The organism is Streptomyces griseorubiginosus (assembly GCF_001514195.1).
Taxonomy (GTDB): domain Bacteria; phylum Actinomycetota; class Actinomycetes; order Streptomycetales; family Streptomycetaceae; genus Streptomyces; species Streptomyces griseorubiginosus.
The window spans coordinates 577,332-591,851 of the sequence record NZ_KQ948736.1; the positions used below are offsets into that span (position 1 = coordinate 577,332).

Annotated in this window: 10 protein-coding genes; 2 read left to right on the top strand and 8 right to left on the bottom strand. The window is 68.9% G+C overall.

Annotated features, from left to right (window positions below; all coding sequences use genetic code 11):
* From AQJ54_RS15250 to AQJ54_RS15270, 5 genes are all read right to left on the bottom strand, one after another.
* The gene (locus AQJ54_RS15250; protein ID WP_062237796.1) at positions 1-2,028 is read right to left on the bottom strand and encodes a PQQ-dependent sugar dehydrogenase; all 2,028 of its coding nucleotides are present in this window, start codon (positions 2,026-2,028) and stop codon (positions 1-3) included.
* A gap of 14 nt (positions 2,029-2,042) precedes the next feature.
* Positions 2,043-4,292: an alpha-galactosidase gene (locus AQJ54_RS15255; RefSeq protein WP_062237798.1), complete on the bottom strand. Its 2,250-nt coding sequence runs from the start codon at positions 4,290-4,292 to the stop codon at positions 2,043-2,045.
* Positions 4,292-6,040 (bottom strand): discoidin domain-containing protein, encoded by a 1,749-nt coding sequence (locus tag AQJ54_RS15260; RefSeq protein ID WP_062238640.1) that lies wholly within the window; start codon positions 6,038-6,040, stop codon positions 4,292-4,294. Before AQJ54_RS15260 ends, AQJ54_RS15255 begins: the two co-directional genes overlap by 1 nt.
* Positions 6,041-6,274: 234 nt before the next feature.
* Entirely contained in the window at positions 6,275-7,066 is a 792-nt protein-coding gene (locus AQJ54_RS15265) for a polysaccharide lyase family protein (RefSeq protein WP_062237799.1), read from the bottom strand.
* A 4-nt stretch (positions 7,067-7,070) separates the two neighbouring features.
* The gene (locus AQJ54_RS15270; RefSeq protein WP_062237801.1) at positions 7,071-8,249 is read right to left on the bottom strand and encodes a glycoside hydrolase family 88/105 protein; all 1,179 of its coding nucleotides are present in this window, start codon (positions 8,247-8,249) and stop codon (positions 7,071-7,073) included.
* Positions 8,250-8,547: 298 nt separating this feature from the next.
* Between AQJ54_RS15270 and AQJ54_RS15275 the strand changes: the two genes are divergently transcribed.
* Positions 8,548-9,384, top strand: a complete 837-nt coding sequence (locus AQJ54_RS15275; protein WP_062020977.1) for an aldo/keto reductase — start codon at positions 8,548-8,550, stop codon at positions 9,382-9,384.
* A gap of 120 nt (positions 9,385-9,504) precedes the next feature.
* On the opposite strand, the gene AQJ54_RS15280 is transcribed toward AQJ54_RS15275, so the two are convergent.
* Together AQJ54_RS15280 and AQJ54_RS15285 are read right to left on the bottom strand one after the other, a co-directional pair.
* Positions 9,505-10,206: an SDR family oxidoreductase gene (locus AQJ54_RS15280; RefSeq protein ID WP_062237803.1), complete on the bottom strand. Its 702-nt coding sequence runs from the start codon at positions 10,204-10,206 to the stop codon at positions 9,505-9,507.
* Between the two features lie 136 nt (positions 10,207-10,342).
* On the bottom strand, positions 10,343-11,236 hold the full coding sequence (locus AQJ54_RS15285; protein WP_062237805.1) for a class I SAM-dependent methyltransferase: 894 nt from the start codon (positions 11,234-11,236) through the stop codon (positions 10,343-10,345).
* Between the two features lie 147 nt (positions 11,237-11,383).
* On the opposite strand from AQJ54_RS15285, the gene AQJ54_RS15290 reads away from it, so the two are divergent.
* The gene (locus AQJ54_RS15290; RefSeq protein ID WP_211278537.1) at positions 11,384-12,160 is read left to right on the top strand and encodes a phytanoyl-CoA dioxygenase family protein; all 777 of its coding nucleotides are present in this window, start codon (positions 11,384-11,386) and stop codon (positions 12,158-12,160) included.
* 120 nt (positions 12,161-12,280) lie between these two features.
* Here AQJ54_RS15290 and AQJ54_RS15295 read toward each other — a convergent pair whose 3' ends face one another.
* The gene (locus AQJ54_RS15295; protein WP_062237809.1) at positions 12,281-14,002 is read right to left on the bottom strand and encodes a glycoside hydrolase family 6 protein; all 1,722 of its coding nucleotides are present in this window, start codon (positions 14,000-14,002) and stop codon (positions 12,281-12,283) included.
* Between the last annotated feature and the right edge of the window lie 518 nt (positions 14,003-14,520).

A 14,520-nucleotide genomic window follows, 5' to 3' on the forward strand; every position in this document is an offset into this window, starting at 1 on the left:
TCAACCGATGGTCACGCGCAGGATCTTGTCCGATCCGTCGGCCGCACCCCCGTTGTTGTCGCAGTTGGTGGTCGACAGCCACAGCTGGTCGGCGCCCGGCACCTTGGTGACCGTACGCAGCCGGCCGTAGGTGCCCACGTAGTACGCGGTCGGTGTGCCGACGCTCTCGTTGTCGCCGTTGATCGGGATCCGCCACAGCCGCTCGCCGCGCAGCGAGGCCATGTAGACGACGTTGCGCACGATCGCGATGCCGCTCGGGGACGCCTCCGAGACGTTCCAGGTTGCCTTGGGGTTGGTCATCCCGGAGACGCTGCACGTGCCCTCGCAGGTCGGCCAGCCGTAGTTGGCGCCGGGCTTGATCAGGTTCAGTTCGTCCTTGGAGCTGTTGCCGAACTCCGCTTCCCACAGGCGGCCGTTGCGGTCGAAGGCGAGGCCCTGCGGGTTGCGGTGCCCGAGGCTGTAGACGTAGGTGCCGAAGGGGTTGCCGGGTGCCGGACTGCCGTCGGTGGTCATGCGCAGGATCTTGCCGTTGAGGGAGCTCTTGTCCTGCGCGAGGTCGGGTGTCTGGGCCTCGCCGGTGGAGACGTAGAGGTAGCCGTCGGGGCCGAAGGCGAGGCGTCCGCCGTTGTGGTAGCGGTTCTTCTTGATGCCCTGAAGGAGCACGGTGTAGCCGCTCAGCGTGGTCCCGTCGTACGTCATGCGGACCACTCGGTTGCCCTCGGACGCGGTGTGCATGAAGTAGACGCGGTGGTTGGTCTCCCAGTTCGGGTCGACGGCGACGCCCAGCAGTCCGCCCTCGCCGTTGGTGGTGACGGCGTTCGGGACGGTCCCGACCTGCGTCTTCGTGCCGTCCTTGGTGACCTTCCAGACCCGGAAGTCGTCCCGCTCGGTGACCAGCGCGCTCTTGCCGTCGGGCAGCCAGAACACGCCCCAGGGGATGGTCCAGCCGGAGGAGAGCGTGGCGACGGAGGAGGGGACGCCGCCGTCGGTGGCGCAGGCCTTGGTGGTGAAGGTGACCGTGTTGCTCGGCGGGCTGACGTTGCCGGCCGTGTCGCGGGCGACGACGTTCAGGCTGTACGGGCTGTCGCAGGCGAGCCCGGTCAGCGTGGTCGAGGTGCCGGTGACGGACGTGTAGACGGTGGTGTCGCTGCGTACGTCGTAGCCGGCGACCGCCCGATTGTCGGTGGAGGCACCCCAGTTCAGGGCGGCGCTGTTCGCCGTGACGTCCGCCGCGGACAGGGTGCCGGGCCGGGTCGGCGGGGTGGTGTCGGAGCTGGGCCTGGTGGTGCAGTCGACGACGGGGCTGGCCGGGGAGGTGTTGCCGGCCGCGTCACGGGCGATGACCGTGAGGTTGTAGGTGGTGCCGGGGGTCAGGCCGGTGAGCGCCTTGCTGGTCGAACCGCCGGGCGCCTCACCGATCTTGTTGCCGTGCTCGTAGAGGTCGTACGCCATCACGCCCACGTTGTCGGTGGCGGCGCCCCAGGCCAGCGTGAGCCCGTCCTCGCCGATGTCGGAGCAACTGGGCTGCCCGGGACGGCTCGGGGCCTGGGAGTCGGTGGCCGCGTCGACGCGGACGCGGTCGAGGTTGGGGCCTCCGGCGGCGCTGGTGGCGGTCGCGCGGATCTTCGCGGAGCCCGCGGTGAGCGGGACGTCGATCGTCTTGGTGGCCCAGGTGTTCCAGTCGGCGGTGGCCGGGAACGAGACGGCCGAGGCCACGACCGTGCCGTCCACGGAGAGGTCCATGGGCCGGTCGGTCGCGGTCCCGTTGGCGTAGCGGAAGGTGACGGCCGTGGTGCCCGCGGAGGCGGGCCTGACGGTGAACTCCACATAGGAGCCCTTGACGTTGGTGTAGTCGACGAAGCCGGTGCCCGTGTAACCCGTGTGGTTGGTGGCCACCGTGCCCTGCACGACGGTCGCGTCCTCCGCCTGGTAGTCGGTGGCCGCGAACGCGGTGGCCTGGCTCAGGCCCGCGAGGGGCAGCGCGAGGGCCGCGGCAAGGCCGTAGGGCAGAACTCTCTTGATTTTCACGGATGTTCCTCCCTTCAGCCCGTGTACTGGGTGAAGACCTTGAGGTAGTCGTACGGCTGCTGCGTCACACCGCTGCACGAGTCGCCGTCGGTGCCCGAGCCGCAGGGGCGGTCGCGGTTGACAGACCAGTAGGTGAGGCGTCCGATGTGGTGCTGCTGGGCGTAGGCGAGCATGGTCCTGAAGTCGGCGACGCGGACGCGCTCACCGGAGTCGTCGGTCTTGCCGTTCATCGAGGACAGCCCGATGTGCGCGTAGGCGGTGGCGTCGCTGTAGCCGTACGCCGACTTCACCCGTGCCTTGAGTCCTTCCATGGCCTGCGTGGTCAGGGTGCCCATGTTCGTGGTGCCGCCGCCGAAGTCGAACGGCATGATGCACCACACGTCGTTCGCCAGGCCCGAGTTCGCCGCCCGCTTGATCATGTCGACGCCGGTGGAGTCGGGGCCGCTGGTCGTGGTGCCGAAGGTGATGACCGTCTTCAGGCCCGGGTTGTTCGCCTTGACGGTCTTCAGCGCGTCGACGACCCGCTGCCGAACGGTCGCGTTGGACCACTCGGTGTTCTCGATGTCGATGTCGAGGGCCTTCAGCCGGTAGGCGTTGATCACTTTCTGGTAGGCGCCGGCGAGCGCCGAGGCGCTGGAGCACTTCTCGCCGAGCTTGTTCCCGCTCCAGCCGCCGACGGAGACCATGACGTCACCGCCGGCGGATCTGATCGCGTCGATCCTCGACTGGTCGGTGCCGCCGGTCAGCGGGCGCGAGCCGTCCCACTTCGGGGTGCAGCCGCCGTCGGAGAGGATGAACGCGAGGGTGAACCACTTGACGCCGGTCGCCGACATCACCGAGGTGGCGTTCTGCGGGTTGCCCCAGCCGAGGTACTCGTAGGGGGCGACGGCCATGCCCGGCGAAGCGGCCGCGCTCTTCAGGGAGTTGACGGGCTTCACGCGGACCAGCCGGGTCTCGCCGGGCCGCAGCGTCGCGCTGTAGGAGTCGGCGATCACGCCCTTGTGGGAGCCGGACCACAGGTCGGTGACGTCTCCGGAGCCGGTGAAGCCGACCTGGGACCAGTCCACGGCGACCGTCGCGCTGCCGGACGTACCCGTGTTGAACAGGGCCACCACGTACTGGCCGTCGCTCTCCTTCTTGCTCCAGACCTGCTTGACCCCGCTGCTGACGATCCGCTTGGCAGCGACGCCGTCCTGGTCGACCCCGATGAGGCGGTCGTTGGTCAGCATCGCCTTGTCGACCGGGTCGAGATCGGTCAGGTCGGTGCCGAGCAGCAGCGGCGAGGCGGCCATCGCCCAAAGCGTGAAGTGGGACCGGCGCTGGTCGGCGGTCAGGCCCACCTGGTCGCCGTTGCCGATCTCCAGCGAGTCCAGGTCGTTCCAGCCTCCGGGGCCCGCGTGCGGCTGCCAGGAGGCCGCCGAGTCGAAGCGTTTGGTGACGTGGGACCAGTCGGTGAGCGGATAGCCGCTGCCGTTGCTCCCCGGCCCGCAGTAGCACTCGACGTCACCCTGGGTGCGCCAACTGTTGGCCAGTTTCCGCCAGGTGGAGGCGTCGGCGATGGGGAGGTTGTTGGACAGCGCGAAGTTGATGGGCCGTCCGGTGGCACGCAGGGCCTTGTCCCACGCCTCGACGTCGGGAATGTCCTGGCTGCCCACTCCGTCGATCTTCAGGTAGTCGACTCCCCAGGAGGCGAACTGCCTCGCCCAGGAGTTCACGAACTCCTGGGCTCCCGGCTTGGAGTAGTCGATGTAGTACATGTTCTTGCAGTTGTAGTTCTTCTCCGTCTTCGAGGTGTCCGCGATGTCCTTGGCGTGGTACGAAGTCCCCTCGATCGGTGTGTTCTTGGTGACGGCGTTCTTGGCGATGCCGGGCGTCACGTAGAAGCCGAACTTCAGGCCCTTGGAGTGGACGTAGTCGGCCAGCGCCTTGATGCCGGACGGGAACTTGGCGGAGTCGACGGTCCAGCGGCCGTAGGAGTCGACGACGAAGCCGTTCGAGTCGCACTTCTGCCAGAAGTCGTCCAGGTTGATGTGGACGAAGCCGTGGTTCTTGAGACCGGTCGACACGAGCGCGTCGGCCTGCGCCTTGATCTTCGCCTCGGTCGGTGTGCGGCGCACGTAGCTCCAGCTGGACCAGCCCATGGCGGGCCGGACGGACTGGCCGTTGTCCGAGGCGGCGGCCGGTTGGGCGGTGCCCAGGAGCGGCACGGCGGCGGTGAGGAGCAGGCCCGCCACCGCGGCCGTGAGCGATCTGATCCGGAACATCACTGTCCCCCGTTCGCGGGTGTGGCGTACGACGTGCCGATCCACGCCTCGTCGATGCGCAGTCGCTTGTAGCGGGTGGTGTCGGTGGCGGCGGCCCAGGTGGAGGTGACCTCCAGGCGGACATGGCGGGCGTTGGCCGCGGTCAGGTCGATGCCCTGCACACCGCGGCGGCTCGGCAGCTGGCCGGTCTTCACTGGGCTGCCCCAGGTCGTGCCGTCGGCGCTCAGATACACCTTGTAGTCCTTGATCCGCGCCGACTGCTCGGTGTCCGAACGGACGTAGGCGACGGAGTCCTCGCGCTGGTTGAGCCCGAGGTACTGGACCTTCTTCGAGCTGCCGAGGTCGAAGGTGAGGTTGACGGGCAGGGTCTTGTCGTTGTCCCAGTAGGTGCGGTAGTCGCCGTCACCGGCGGCCGAACCCGCGTGACCGCTCGCCGAGGCGCTCGCGCTCACCTTGACGCCGGTGAGGATGCCCTGGCGGCCGGCCGTGACGACCTTGAACACCGTGTCGTACGGGTCCCAGTTCCCGAGCCCGGAGAGAGTGAGCACGCCGCCCGACTGCGACCACGAAACCGCCGCGCCCGTACGGAGGTTGGTGGCCGAGGCGACGCGGTAGCCGTTGTCGCGGATGCGCAGCGTGCTGGTGCTGGGCGGGGTCAGGACGTGGATGTACTGGCGGTCGGGGTCGCTCCTGCTGATCGTGGTCACGCCGTGGGCGCCGTCGTTCCAGAAGCCCGGCTTGAGCCCGCCGTACAGGTAGCCGCCGCCCTCCGTACCGTGCAGCGACTCCCAGATGGGGTTGAGGTAGGAGTTCGCGAAGTTGTTGAACTCGGCCTGTTTGGCGGGGAACTTGCCGTTGACCTGGGCGGTCTCGGCCATCAGTGCCTTCACGGACGATCCGGCGTTGGTGACGAGGCGGCCGAGGGTGAGCATCTTGTCGACCGACGGATCGGTGCCGCCGTACCACCACGAGCCGGTGGAGGGCAGTTTGAAGTCGGCCTCGGTGAGGCGGGGTTGGGCCGTGTAGACGGCCTGCGGGTAGTCGTACGCCGGCGTCATCCCCGTCTTCTGCTCATTGCTGATCATGTCCATGATCGGCGTGTCCTCGTTGTTGTTGCTGAGCGTGTAGTCCGGGCGCTTCTCGTAGATCTGCCGGTAGAGGTCGCGGCTCTCCCAGTAGGCGTTGTCGTTGTCGATCCAGAAGCCGCCGAGGTCGGGGTAACGGTCCATGACCTCGAAGAAGTTGTCGTAACTGAACTGCCCGAAGCCGTCGTTGGTGGTCAGGTCGACGTTCTTGCCCTTGTAGGCGGAGTAGGCGGCCGAGTCGAGCCACTCGTGGCCGCCCTCGTCGTGCCACTGGGGGTCGTTGGTCATGTAGAGGATGACCTTCAGCCCCTTGGCCTTGGCGGCCCTGACCAGCTCACCCAGGAAGTCGCGTTGGGTGGAGCAGGAGCCGGGGATCTTCGACGGCCAGGTGCGGGCGTAACCGAGGCGGCTGTGGAAGGAGGCGAGGACGAGGTACTGCGTGTGCAGCTTCTGGGCCTCCTTCACCCAGTAGTCGGCGTTCCAGCCGCCGTTCGTGACGTCGTTCTCCCAGGCCGTGCAACTGGTGTGGGCCGGTGCGGTGCGCAGGCCCCAGTGCAGGAAGAGACCGCCGACGGAGTCGCGCAGGAAGTCCTGGCGGGGGTTCTCGAGGTCGAGCGGCTGCACCGCCGTACGGCCGCAGTCCTGACCTCCCGAGACCCGCAGGGCGCCGCCAGAGGTGTGGTGACTGCCCGTCAGGCAGTCGCCCGTCGTGTCCTGGAGGCCCACGTCGAACGGGGAGCCGCCGGGCGGGAAGCGGACGTCGAAGACGGCGGCGACCTGGGACGGCTCCTGCAGGGCGGCCGGGTGGCTGAGTCCGAGGACGACGGCGACGACGAAGAGGACGATCGCCGCCGCTCGGGAATGTCTGGCTGTGGGGGGTTTCAAGGTGACGGCTCCTCAGACCAGTTGGTAGCCGCGGAGATTGCTGAGCAGCAAGTAGGTGTTCTGGAGGGAGCCGGAGGTGTCGCCGAGGGAGCGGTAGATGCCCCACTTCGGGCGGACCCGGTCGGCCAGGAAGGTGTCGACGCCGGTCTTCGACGCGTCGACGACGGCCGAGCCGGCGGACTTGAGGATCCAGCGGACCGAACCCGCCGAGCCGTCGCCGACCTTGATCTGGAAGTCGACGTCGGTCCACTTGTCGTGCAGCGGGTCCAGGTCGGTGCGGCCGACGAGGATGTCGTCGATGGCGAGCTTCAGCTCGATGGTCTGCCTGCCGTTCACGCGGCGCAGGGACTGCACGACGATCGGCGAGGTGCCGCTGCCCGGCTGCTTCATCTGCATGATGTGGGTGAAGGTGGTGGTCGCCTTCAGGGAGCTCGGGATGTACATCGAGTAGGTGACCCGCCAGGTCTGGCCCTTCGTCCACTTCAGGTAGTTGCCGCCGCTGCCGTTGCGCAGCCCGGTGACCTCCTGGCGCTGGCGGTCGGTCGAGGTGTCGCGGTCGACGGTGTGCATGTCGAAGCGCCAGTTGTTGCCGGTGGCGTAGATGTGCGGCTGCCCGGCGGAGTGCGAGTCGGCGCGGTCGTCCTCGACCGTCTCGAAGGCGCCGAGGCCGTCGGCGCTCGCGGAGGGGGCCCACTTCTGCTGCCAGGAGGCGGCGTGGGCGGCGGTCGCCGTCGGCAGACCGGCCGCGGCCGCCGTGGCACCGCCGAGCGCGGCCCCCAGCAACACTCTTCTGGATGTGCTCATGACATCAATCACCTCGCAGTTGTTCGTTCATGATCAGGAAGGCGCCCAGGCCGTGGAAGTCGTTGGTGGCCCGGTCGCGAGCGATGTAGTACGCGTAGTCGCCGACGTTGGTGCCGATGGAGATGTCGGCGAGGTTCGTGCGCCCGTCGGAGCCGACCGAGAGCCGGGCGAGCACGCCCTGGTAGCCGCGGTGCGCGACGGCCTTGAAACGCTGGTCCAGATACCCCTGCTGAGCACCGCGCGAGAGGGCGTACGTGAACATGCTGGAGCAGGACGTCTCGGTCCAGTTGTCGCCGCGGGCACCCTTGTCGATCACCTGGAACCAGCGGCCGGTCGCCGGGTCCTGGTACTTCTCCAGACCCGCCGCCAGCCTGCGGAGGATGCCGAGCAGCTGGGCCCGGCGCGGGTGGTTCTGCGGGATGCCGTCCAGCACGTCGACGATCGCCATGGAGTACCAGCCGACCGCACGGCACCAGTGCTCGGGGGCCAGTCCGGTGCGCGGGTCGGCCCAGCCGGCGGTCTTCGACTCGTCGTAGGCGTGCTTGAGCAGTCCGTTCGCGACCTGGAGGTGGCTTCCGTAGACGGCGAGCTGCTTCGCGGCCTCGTCGTCGGTGGACGAGCTGTCGCCGAACTCCTCTCCGTACTCGACGAGGAACGGGTTCACCATGTAGACGCCGTCCGCCCAGAGCTGGTGGGCGCGGCTCGCGGTGTCGGCGTGCCAGAAGCCGCCGTCGCTCGTGCGGGGGTAGCCGGCCAGGCGGTCGACGATCTTCTTCGCCGCCCTGCGGTAGCGGTCCTGGCCGGTCTCGTGGTGCAGGATCACCAGGAGCCGGCCGGCCTGCATGCTGTCGAGGCTGTTGAAGGACTGGCCGATCGAGCCGTCGCTCTTCACGAAGCGGTCGACGTAGTCCTTGATGTAGGTCAGGTAACGGGTGTCATGGGTGCGCTCGTACGCGAGGTACTGGCCGTAGAGGTAGAGGCCGACCGGGTAGGACCAGCCGCCGATGCTGCTCGGCGTGTAGCGGGCCATGGTCGACTCGACCATCGCCACGGACCAGTCGCGGTCCGGGGACGGGCCGGTCGGGGAGCCGGCGGTCGGGGGTGCGGCGGCCGGCACGGTGACCAGGGTCGCGGCGGCGAGTGCAAGGGTCGTCAGAGCCGTGCGCAGACGACGGCGTCTCATGTTCCTCCCTCTCCGTGAGCCAGGAGACACGGGAAACATCGGATGAAAGATCGGATGGATTCATATCCATGAACAGAGTTCAGGATTCCGCCCGATGGCGCGATCCAGAGTCGCGGCAGGACCGTCGGTGGTCAATGGTCTGTACCGAAGACGTCGGATGCATTTCCGGCCAATTTCAGCCATGACTCACTGACCGGCGGGTCAGTTCGGACGGATTCTCCGGTCAGGAATGCATCACGGCTCGTGATCGTTGACGATGGGAGTACCACCGTCCGACAACCGTAAGGATCAAGAGCTCGTGAGCAGCAAGGTCCCCCCGATCATCCTCAACAACGGCGTCGAGATGCCCCAGTTGGGCTTCGGCGTGTGGCAGGTGCCGGACGACGAGGCGGAGCGCGCGGTCAGCACGGCGTTGGAGGCCGGGTACCGCAGCATCGACACAGCGGCGATCTACGGCAATGAAGAGGGCACCGGCAAGGCCATCGCGGCTTCCGGGGTCCCCCGCGAGGACATCTTCGTCACCACCAAGCTCTGGAACAGCGACCAGGGCTACGACGCGACCCTGCGCGCCTTCGACACCTCGCTGGCCAAGCTCGGCCTGGACTACGTGGACCTGTACCTGATCCACTGGCCGACGCCCGCCCGCGACCTGTACGTCGACAGCTACAAGGCGTTCGAGAAGCTGCACGCCGATGGCCGGATCAAGGCGATCGGTGTCTCCAACTTCGAGCCCGAGCACCTGCGGCGGCTGATCGACGAGACGTCCGTCGTGCCGGCCGTCGACCAGATCGAGCTGCACCCGCACCTCCAGCAGCGGGCCGCCCGCGAGTTCCACGCGGAGCAGGGCATCGCCACCGAGGCCTGGTCGCCGCTCGGCTCCGGCAAGGGACTCCTGGAGGTCCCGGCGGTCGTGGCCATCGCCCAGAAGCACGACCGCACCCCGGCCCAGGTCGTGCTGCGCTGGCACCTCCAGCTCGGCAATGTCGTGATCCCGAAGTCCGTGACGCCGTCGCGGATCAAGGAGAACATCGAGGTCTTCGACTTCAGCCTGGACACCGAGGACCTGGCGGCGATCAGCGCGCTCAACGAGGACCGGCGCCTCGGCCCGGACCCGTCGACGTTCAACGCCGCCTGACGCACCAGCGCTTCGGCCGGCGGTGGGCCTCCCGTATCGGGGACCCACCGCCGGCCGTCGTGTGTCCGGCGCCGGCCGTCGTCTGTCCGGCGCCGATCGTCGTGGGTCCGGCGCCGGCCGTCAGACGGGCTGCCCGACGGGCCGTACGACGACGGTGTTGATGTCGACGCCCTCCGGCTGCCGTACGGCCCACACCACCGAGTCGGCGATCTGGTCGGCGGTGAGCAGGTGACCGGGCGGCAGGCTGCCGTAGCTGTCCCAGAACGGCGTCTCCACGCGCCCCGGGGCGACCAGGGTGACCCCGACACCGAACTCCGTGACCTCGCGCCGGGCGTTCTCGGCGAGCCCGGTCACCGCCCACTTCGTGGCGCCGTAGATGTTGCCGGGCCCGTGCACGAACCCGGCCACGCTGCCGATCAGCACGATCCGGCCGCGGGTCTCCTTGAGCGCGTCGATGGAGGCCCGGATGAGCAGGGCGGGGCCGAGGACGTTGGTCAGCACCATCTCGCTCCAGCCCGCCGGGTCCCCCGCGGCCACGGTGTCGTGCGTGGCGAAGCCGGCGTTGGCGACGACCGTGTCCAGTCGCCCGAACTCCTTGAGCGTGCCGTCGACGGCCGCCTGCACGTCGGCGTACTCGCCCGCGTTGCCGACGAACGTCAACAGACCCTCGGGGTTGCCGAGTTCCTCGGCGAAGGCGCGCAGCCGCGGCTCACCGCGGCCGGTGACGGCCACCTTGTGCCCCGCGTCGAGCAGTTGCCGTGCGACCGCGGCGCCGATACCGCTGCCACCGCCGGTGATGAGTGCGACCGGTGCGTCGGACATGGTTTCCCCCTGTGTTCCGCTGTGCTCTCGTGGATGGCAGGGAGTACATCAGTTGGAGCGTTCTCGAAGTCAAGTGCCGTGAGCCCGACGGCAGTCGGGCTCGCCGGTGCGGCGTCGGCCGCGAGGTTTCCGTGCCTCAGCCGGTCCGCACGGCGGTGTGCACGGTGTGCGCGGCGAGCAGGAAGACGTCCCCCCGCCGATGCACGCTCGCCGCGTCCTCGGGGTCGAGCAGCCGGTCGAGGGTCTCCCGGTCGTCCGGCGCCAGCTGATCGGCGAACACCTCCCGCAGCCGCCCCAGCGACGCGGCGATGTAGGCCCGGGCCCGATCCGTCGTCGGCGCCGGAAGATCCAGCAGGAAACTCCGGGTCCCCGTGTGCCGAAGCCCCGCGGCGGCCATCAGCGCGGGCCAGTCCTCGGTCTCGGCCACGGAGTCGGCCAGCCCCGCCCGCATCTCGGTGAACCACTCCTCCTCCAGGGCGTCGAGCCGCGCCTGGAGCCCCGGCCGCCCGATCCCGAGGTCCCGGGGCAGGAAGCGGGCGGGCAGACCGCCCTCCATCAGCGCCAGGGTGCCCCCGCGCACCAGCCGGGCGGCGAACGCGGCGATCCCGGCCCGCTGGTCCCCCAGGTGGTGCAGGCTCCGGCTGGCCCACAGCAGGTCGACGGGGTAGTCCAAGTCGTCGAGGACCCCGGGGAGTTCACCGGTGAGGGTGCCGAAGCGGTCGGCGAGACCGAGCCGCGCGGCCCGCGCCGAGGCCCGCTCCAGCAAGGGCTCGGCCGCGTCGACGGCGACGACCCGGGCCCCGGGGAACGCCTCCGCGAGCAGACAGGAGAGCACTCCGGGCCCGCTTCCCGCGTCGACGATCAGCCCCGGTTCGGTCTGCTTGTGGCCGAGCCAGGCGAGGGCCCGCTCGTACAGGGGTGTGAACAGTTCCGCCTGGGTCTCCAGGTGCTCGGCCATCCTGGACCAGTCGATGTCGGTGTGCTGGTGACCGTGGTGGTGGTCCTGGTCGTGGTTGTGGTGGTGCGCCATGCCGTCAGCCTCTCCTCAGGATGCCGACAGCGTGCGCCGACGCACCGCACGGACGCCAGCGATGTTGCCGACACGGCAAAACGACGGCAGCGCGGACGCGGGGAAAAGGGGATGCGCCGGAGAGGCCGGTCCACCACCATGACCCGCATGGACGACGAACTGGTCGAGCGCTTCCTCGACGACGGATTCGTGAAGATCGAGGGCGCCTTCCCATCGCGCGTCGCCCAGCACTGCGCGTCACTGCTGTGGCGGGAGACGGGCTACGACCCCGAGGACCCGGCCTCCTGGAAGGACCCGGTGGTGCGGGTCCCCGGTATGGCCCAGGGCCCCTTCGCCGCGGCCGCCAACACCCCTGCCCTGCATACGGCGTTCGACCTGCTGGTGGGTGAGGACCGCTGGCAGTCCCGCTATTCGCTGGGCACGTTCCCGTTGCGGTTCCCGCACGCGGAGGAGCCGGACGACGCCGGCTGGCACATCGAGGGAAGCTACCTCCCCGAGGGCGCGCAGCCGGGGATGTACCACACCAACCTCCGTTCCCGGGAGCGTGCGTTGCTGATGCTGTTCCTGTTCAGCGAGGTCACGGAGGAGGACGCCCCGACCCGCATCAGAGTGGGCTCCCATCTCGACGTACCGCCGGTCCTGGAGCCTTACGGCGAACAGGGCGCCTCCTTCCTGGAGTTGGGCCCGAAGGTGGACGAGGCATCGGCGCACCGCCCCCTCGCCCATGCCACCGGCAGCCCGGGGGACGTCTACCTCTGCCACCCCTTCCTGGTGCACGCGGCCCAGCCCCACCACGGTACGAACCCCCGCTTCATGGCCCAGCCACCGCTGTTGCCGTCGGAGCGGTGCGAGGTGCACCGCCCCGACGGCGACTACTCGGCGGTGGAGCTGGCGATCCGCCGGGGCCTGGCCAAGGAGCACTGACCAGACCCCGGTGGAGTTGATGTTCTCAGGGGCGCGGGACTGTATCGATCTGCGGCTCCGCCGCGGGGCGCGACCAGCCACGACGGACGGACAGCCGCAGTCCCACCGCACCCGGCGAAGCTAGAGCGCGGGGTACGCGTTCTTCATGAGCTCCTGGAACTGCGCCGAGAACCAGTGCCCCGACAGCGGAGCGTTCGGCAGCGCACCGGACATGTTGTTGTTGTTCCGCGGGTTGCCGGTGTACGTCGGGTCGCACATCCGGTCGAAGCCCTTGCCCTCGTCGTTCGGAACGGCGCTGCTCGCCCCGTCGGACTCACCCGGGGGCTTGATCCACACGTAGGCGTCGATCCCGGCCGCCGGGCTGGCCTGCGGACGCTCGCCGAGGCCGGCGCCGGACTGGTTGCACCAGTTGCCGGTGTTGAGGCGCCGGTCGATGCGGCCGCCGTCGACGTAGGTGTTCACATCGGTCTTGGCCCCGGGACCGGTCGGCCGGGCGCTGCCGCCCCAGCCGTTGCGGGAGGTGTCGATGAGCATGCCGACGCCCGACGGGAAGCCCTGGCTCACGGCCTCCTGACGGAAGGCCTGGGCGTAGGAGAGCTCGTCGACGTAACGGTTCCAGTCGACCCACTTCGACTCGCGCACGGACTTGCCGTTCACGGAGTCGTTGATGGTGTAGTACGGCTCCTTCAGCGCGCTGTAGTTGGCGGTGTTGGTGATGAAGCCGTGGACGTCGTTCACCGTGGCGCCCTCGGCGGTCGCAGCCTGCTTGATCGTCTGGACGGTCGCCGAGAAGTTGTCGTCCCAGCCGAGCCAGCCGTGGTGCCCGGCGTCCACGTAGTTGTAGACGTTGGGGACGTCACCGAGCTTGTTCAGCGCGTAGCCGACACCCTTGATGTAGTTGCCGTTGGACTTCATCGTGTCGCAGTTGGGGGTGGCGGTGTTCCGGGGCGACACGTTGGTGACGAGGTTCGGCAGGGAGTCGAGCTCGACCGTGGTGACGATCCGCAGCGAGGCGTACTTGGAGTCGGCGAGGATCGCGGCGATCGGGTCGATGTACTGCGTCTTGTACTTGTCGATGTCCGTCGGACCGAACTCACCGTTGGAGGCGAGCGCGGCACAGTCACGGCCCGGCAGGTCGTAGATCACCAGCTGTACGGCGAGTTCGCCGCTGCCCTTCTGCTTGAGGGCCTCGTCGAGGTGCGCCCGCAGGCCCATCTTCCCGCCCGCGCCGTTGATCGCGGCGACCCGGTCCAGCCACACGCCGGTGGGCTGGTTGGCGATGCGGCTGCCGCCCGGCTCGGCGGCGGCGTTGGCGGACCACTCGGGGTTCACGTACACCTTGGCGCCCGCGTAGGGGTTGTCGACCCGGGTGCCGGTGCCGGGGGTGCCCGGATCGGTCGGGCCCGGGTCGGTGGGGCCGCCGCCGTCGACGTTGCAGGTCACCCCGTCGAGCGTGAAGGTGGTCGGCACCGCGTTGGTGCCGCTGTAGGTGCCCTGGAAGCCGAAGCTGACCGAAGCGCCGGTGGCCAGCGAGCCGTTGTAGCTCTCGTTGTTCGCGGTGACGGCCGTACCGCTCTGACTGATCTTGGAGTTCCAGAAGTTGGAGACCTTCTGGTTTCCGGCGTACGACCACTTCAGCGACCAACTCGACTTGGCCGCGCTGTTGTTGGTGATCGTGACGGCGGTGGTGAAGCCGGTGTCCCACTGGTTCTGCACCTTGTAGTCCACGGTGCAGGGGACGGCGGCGATGCCCACGTCCCCGGGGACCACGGCGAGCGCGGTCCCGGAGGCCCCTGCGACGAGCGCAAGGGCAGCGAGGAGCGCTGTTCTCGTACGACTCATGAGTGCGGGTTTCCTTATCGATCGCGGGTGTTGTCCGTCGAGAGGGTGCCGTGCACGGGGCACGGGTGTGCGAGGGAACGGGTCGGTGCGGGCGCTGTCCGTTCAGGGCGCGCAGACGGTCGCGCAGCCCGGTGCCGAACGCCGTGGGTGTGCCGTCGTGATCCCAGGGCGAGCGTGGGTTTCCAGCAGCTCTCGTTCGCGCAGGCGAGCCCGCCGGCCAGGATCAGGTCGGTGGCGGGTGTCGGCCGTCGAGGCCCAGCAGAAGCTGGATGCGCTCCACCGAGAGCAGGCGGGGATGACGCCGAACGCCTTGGCCGCCGGAACCGTCACGGACCCGGCGAGGGCGCCCGCATCGGCGACGGCGGTTAAAAGTACTGAACGCGGGGGGTGTCGCATGAGCGACTCCTTGCAGATCAGCGCGTCGTGACGGACGCGTCGACTGATGGAATCGCTCCCACTGGTGTCAAGGAAGGTAGCGCCAAGTGACGGCAAAGAACAGAGGAGTCACCGGCCTTTTG

Excerpts from the sequence above, each read along its gene's own strand:
- AQJ54_RS15295 (WP_062237809.1), bottom strand. The coding sequence starts at position 14,002 with ATGAGTCGTACGAGAACAGCGCTCCTCGCTGCCCTTGCGCTCGTCGCA.
- AQJ54_RS15270 (WP_062237801.1), bottom strand. The coding sequence starts at position 8,249 with ATGAGACGCCGTCGTCTGCGCACGGCTCTGACGACCCTTGCACTCGCC.
- AQJ54_RS15265 (WP_062237799.1), bottom strand. The coding sequence starts at position 7,066 with ATGAGCACATCCAGAAGAGTGTTGCTGGGGGCCGCGCTCGGCGGTGCC.
- AQJ54_RS15255 (WP_062237798.1), bottom strand. The coding sequence starts at position 4,292 with ATGTTCCGGATCAGATCGCTCACGGCCGCGGTGGCGGGCCTGCTCCTC.
- AQJ54_RS15280 (WP_062237803.1), bottom strand. The coding sequence starts at position 10,206 with ATGTCCGACGCACCGGTCGCACTCATCACCGGCGGTGGCAGCGGTATC.
- AQJ54_RS15285 (WP_062237805.1), bottom strand. The coding sequence starts at position 11,236 with ATGGCGCACCACCACAACCACGACCAGGACCACCACCACGGTCACCAG.
- AQJ54_RS15290 (WP_211278537.1), top strand. The coding sequence starts at position 11,384 with ATGGACGACGAACTGGTCGAGCGCTTCCTCGACGACGGATTCGTGAAG.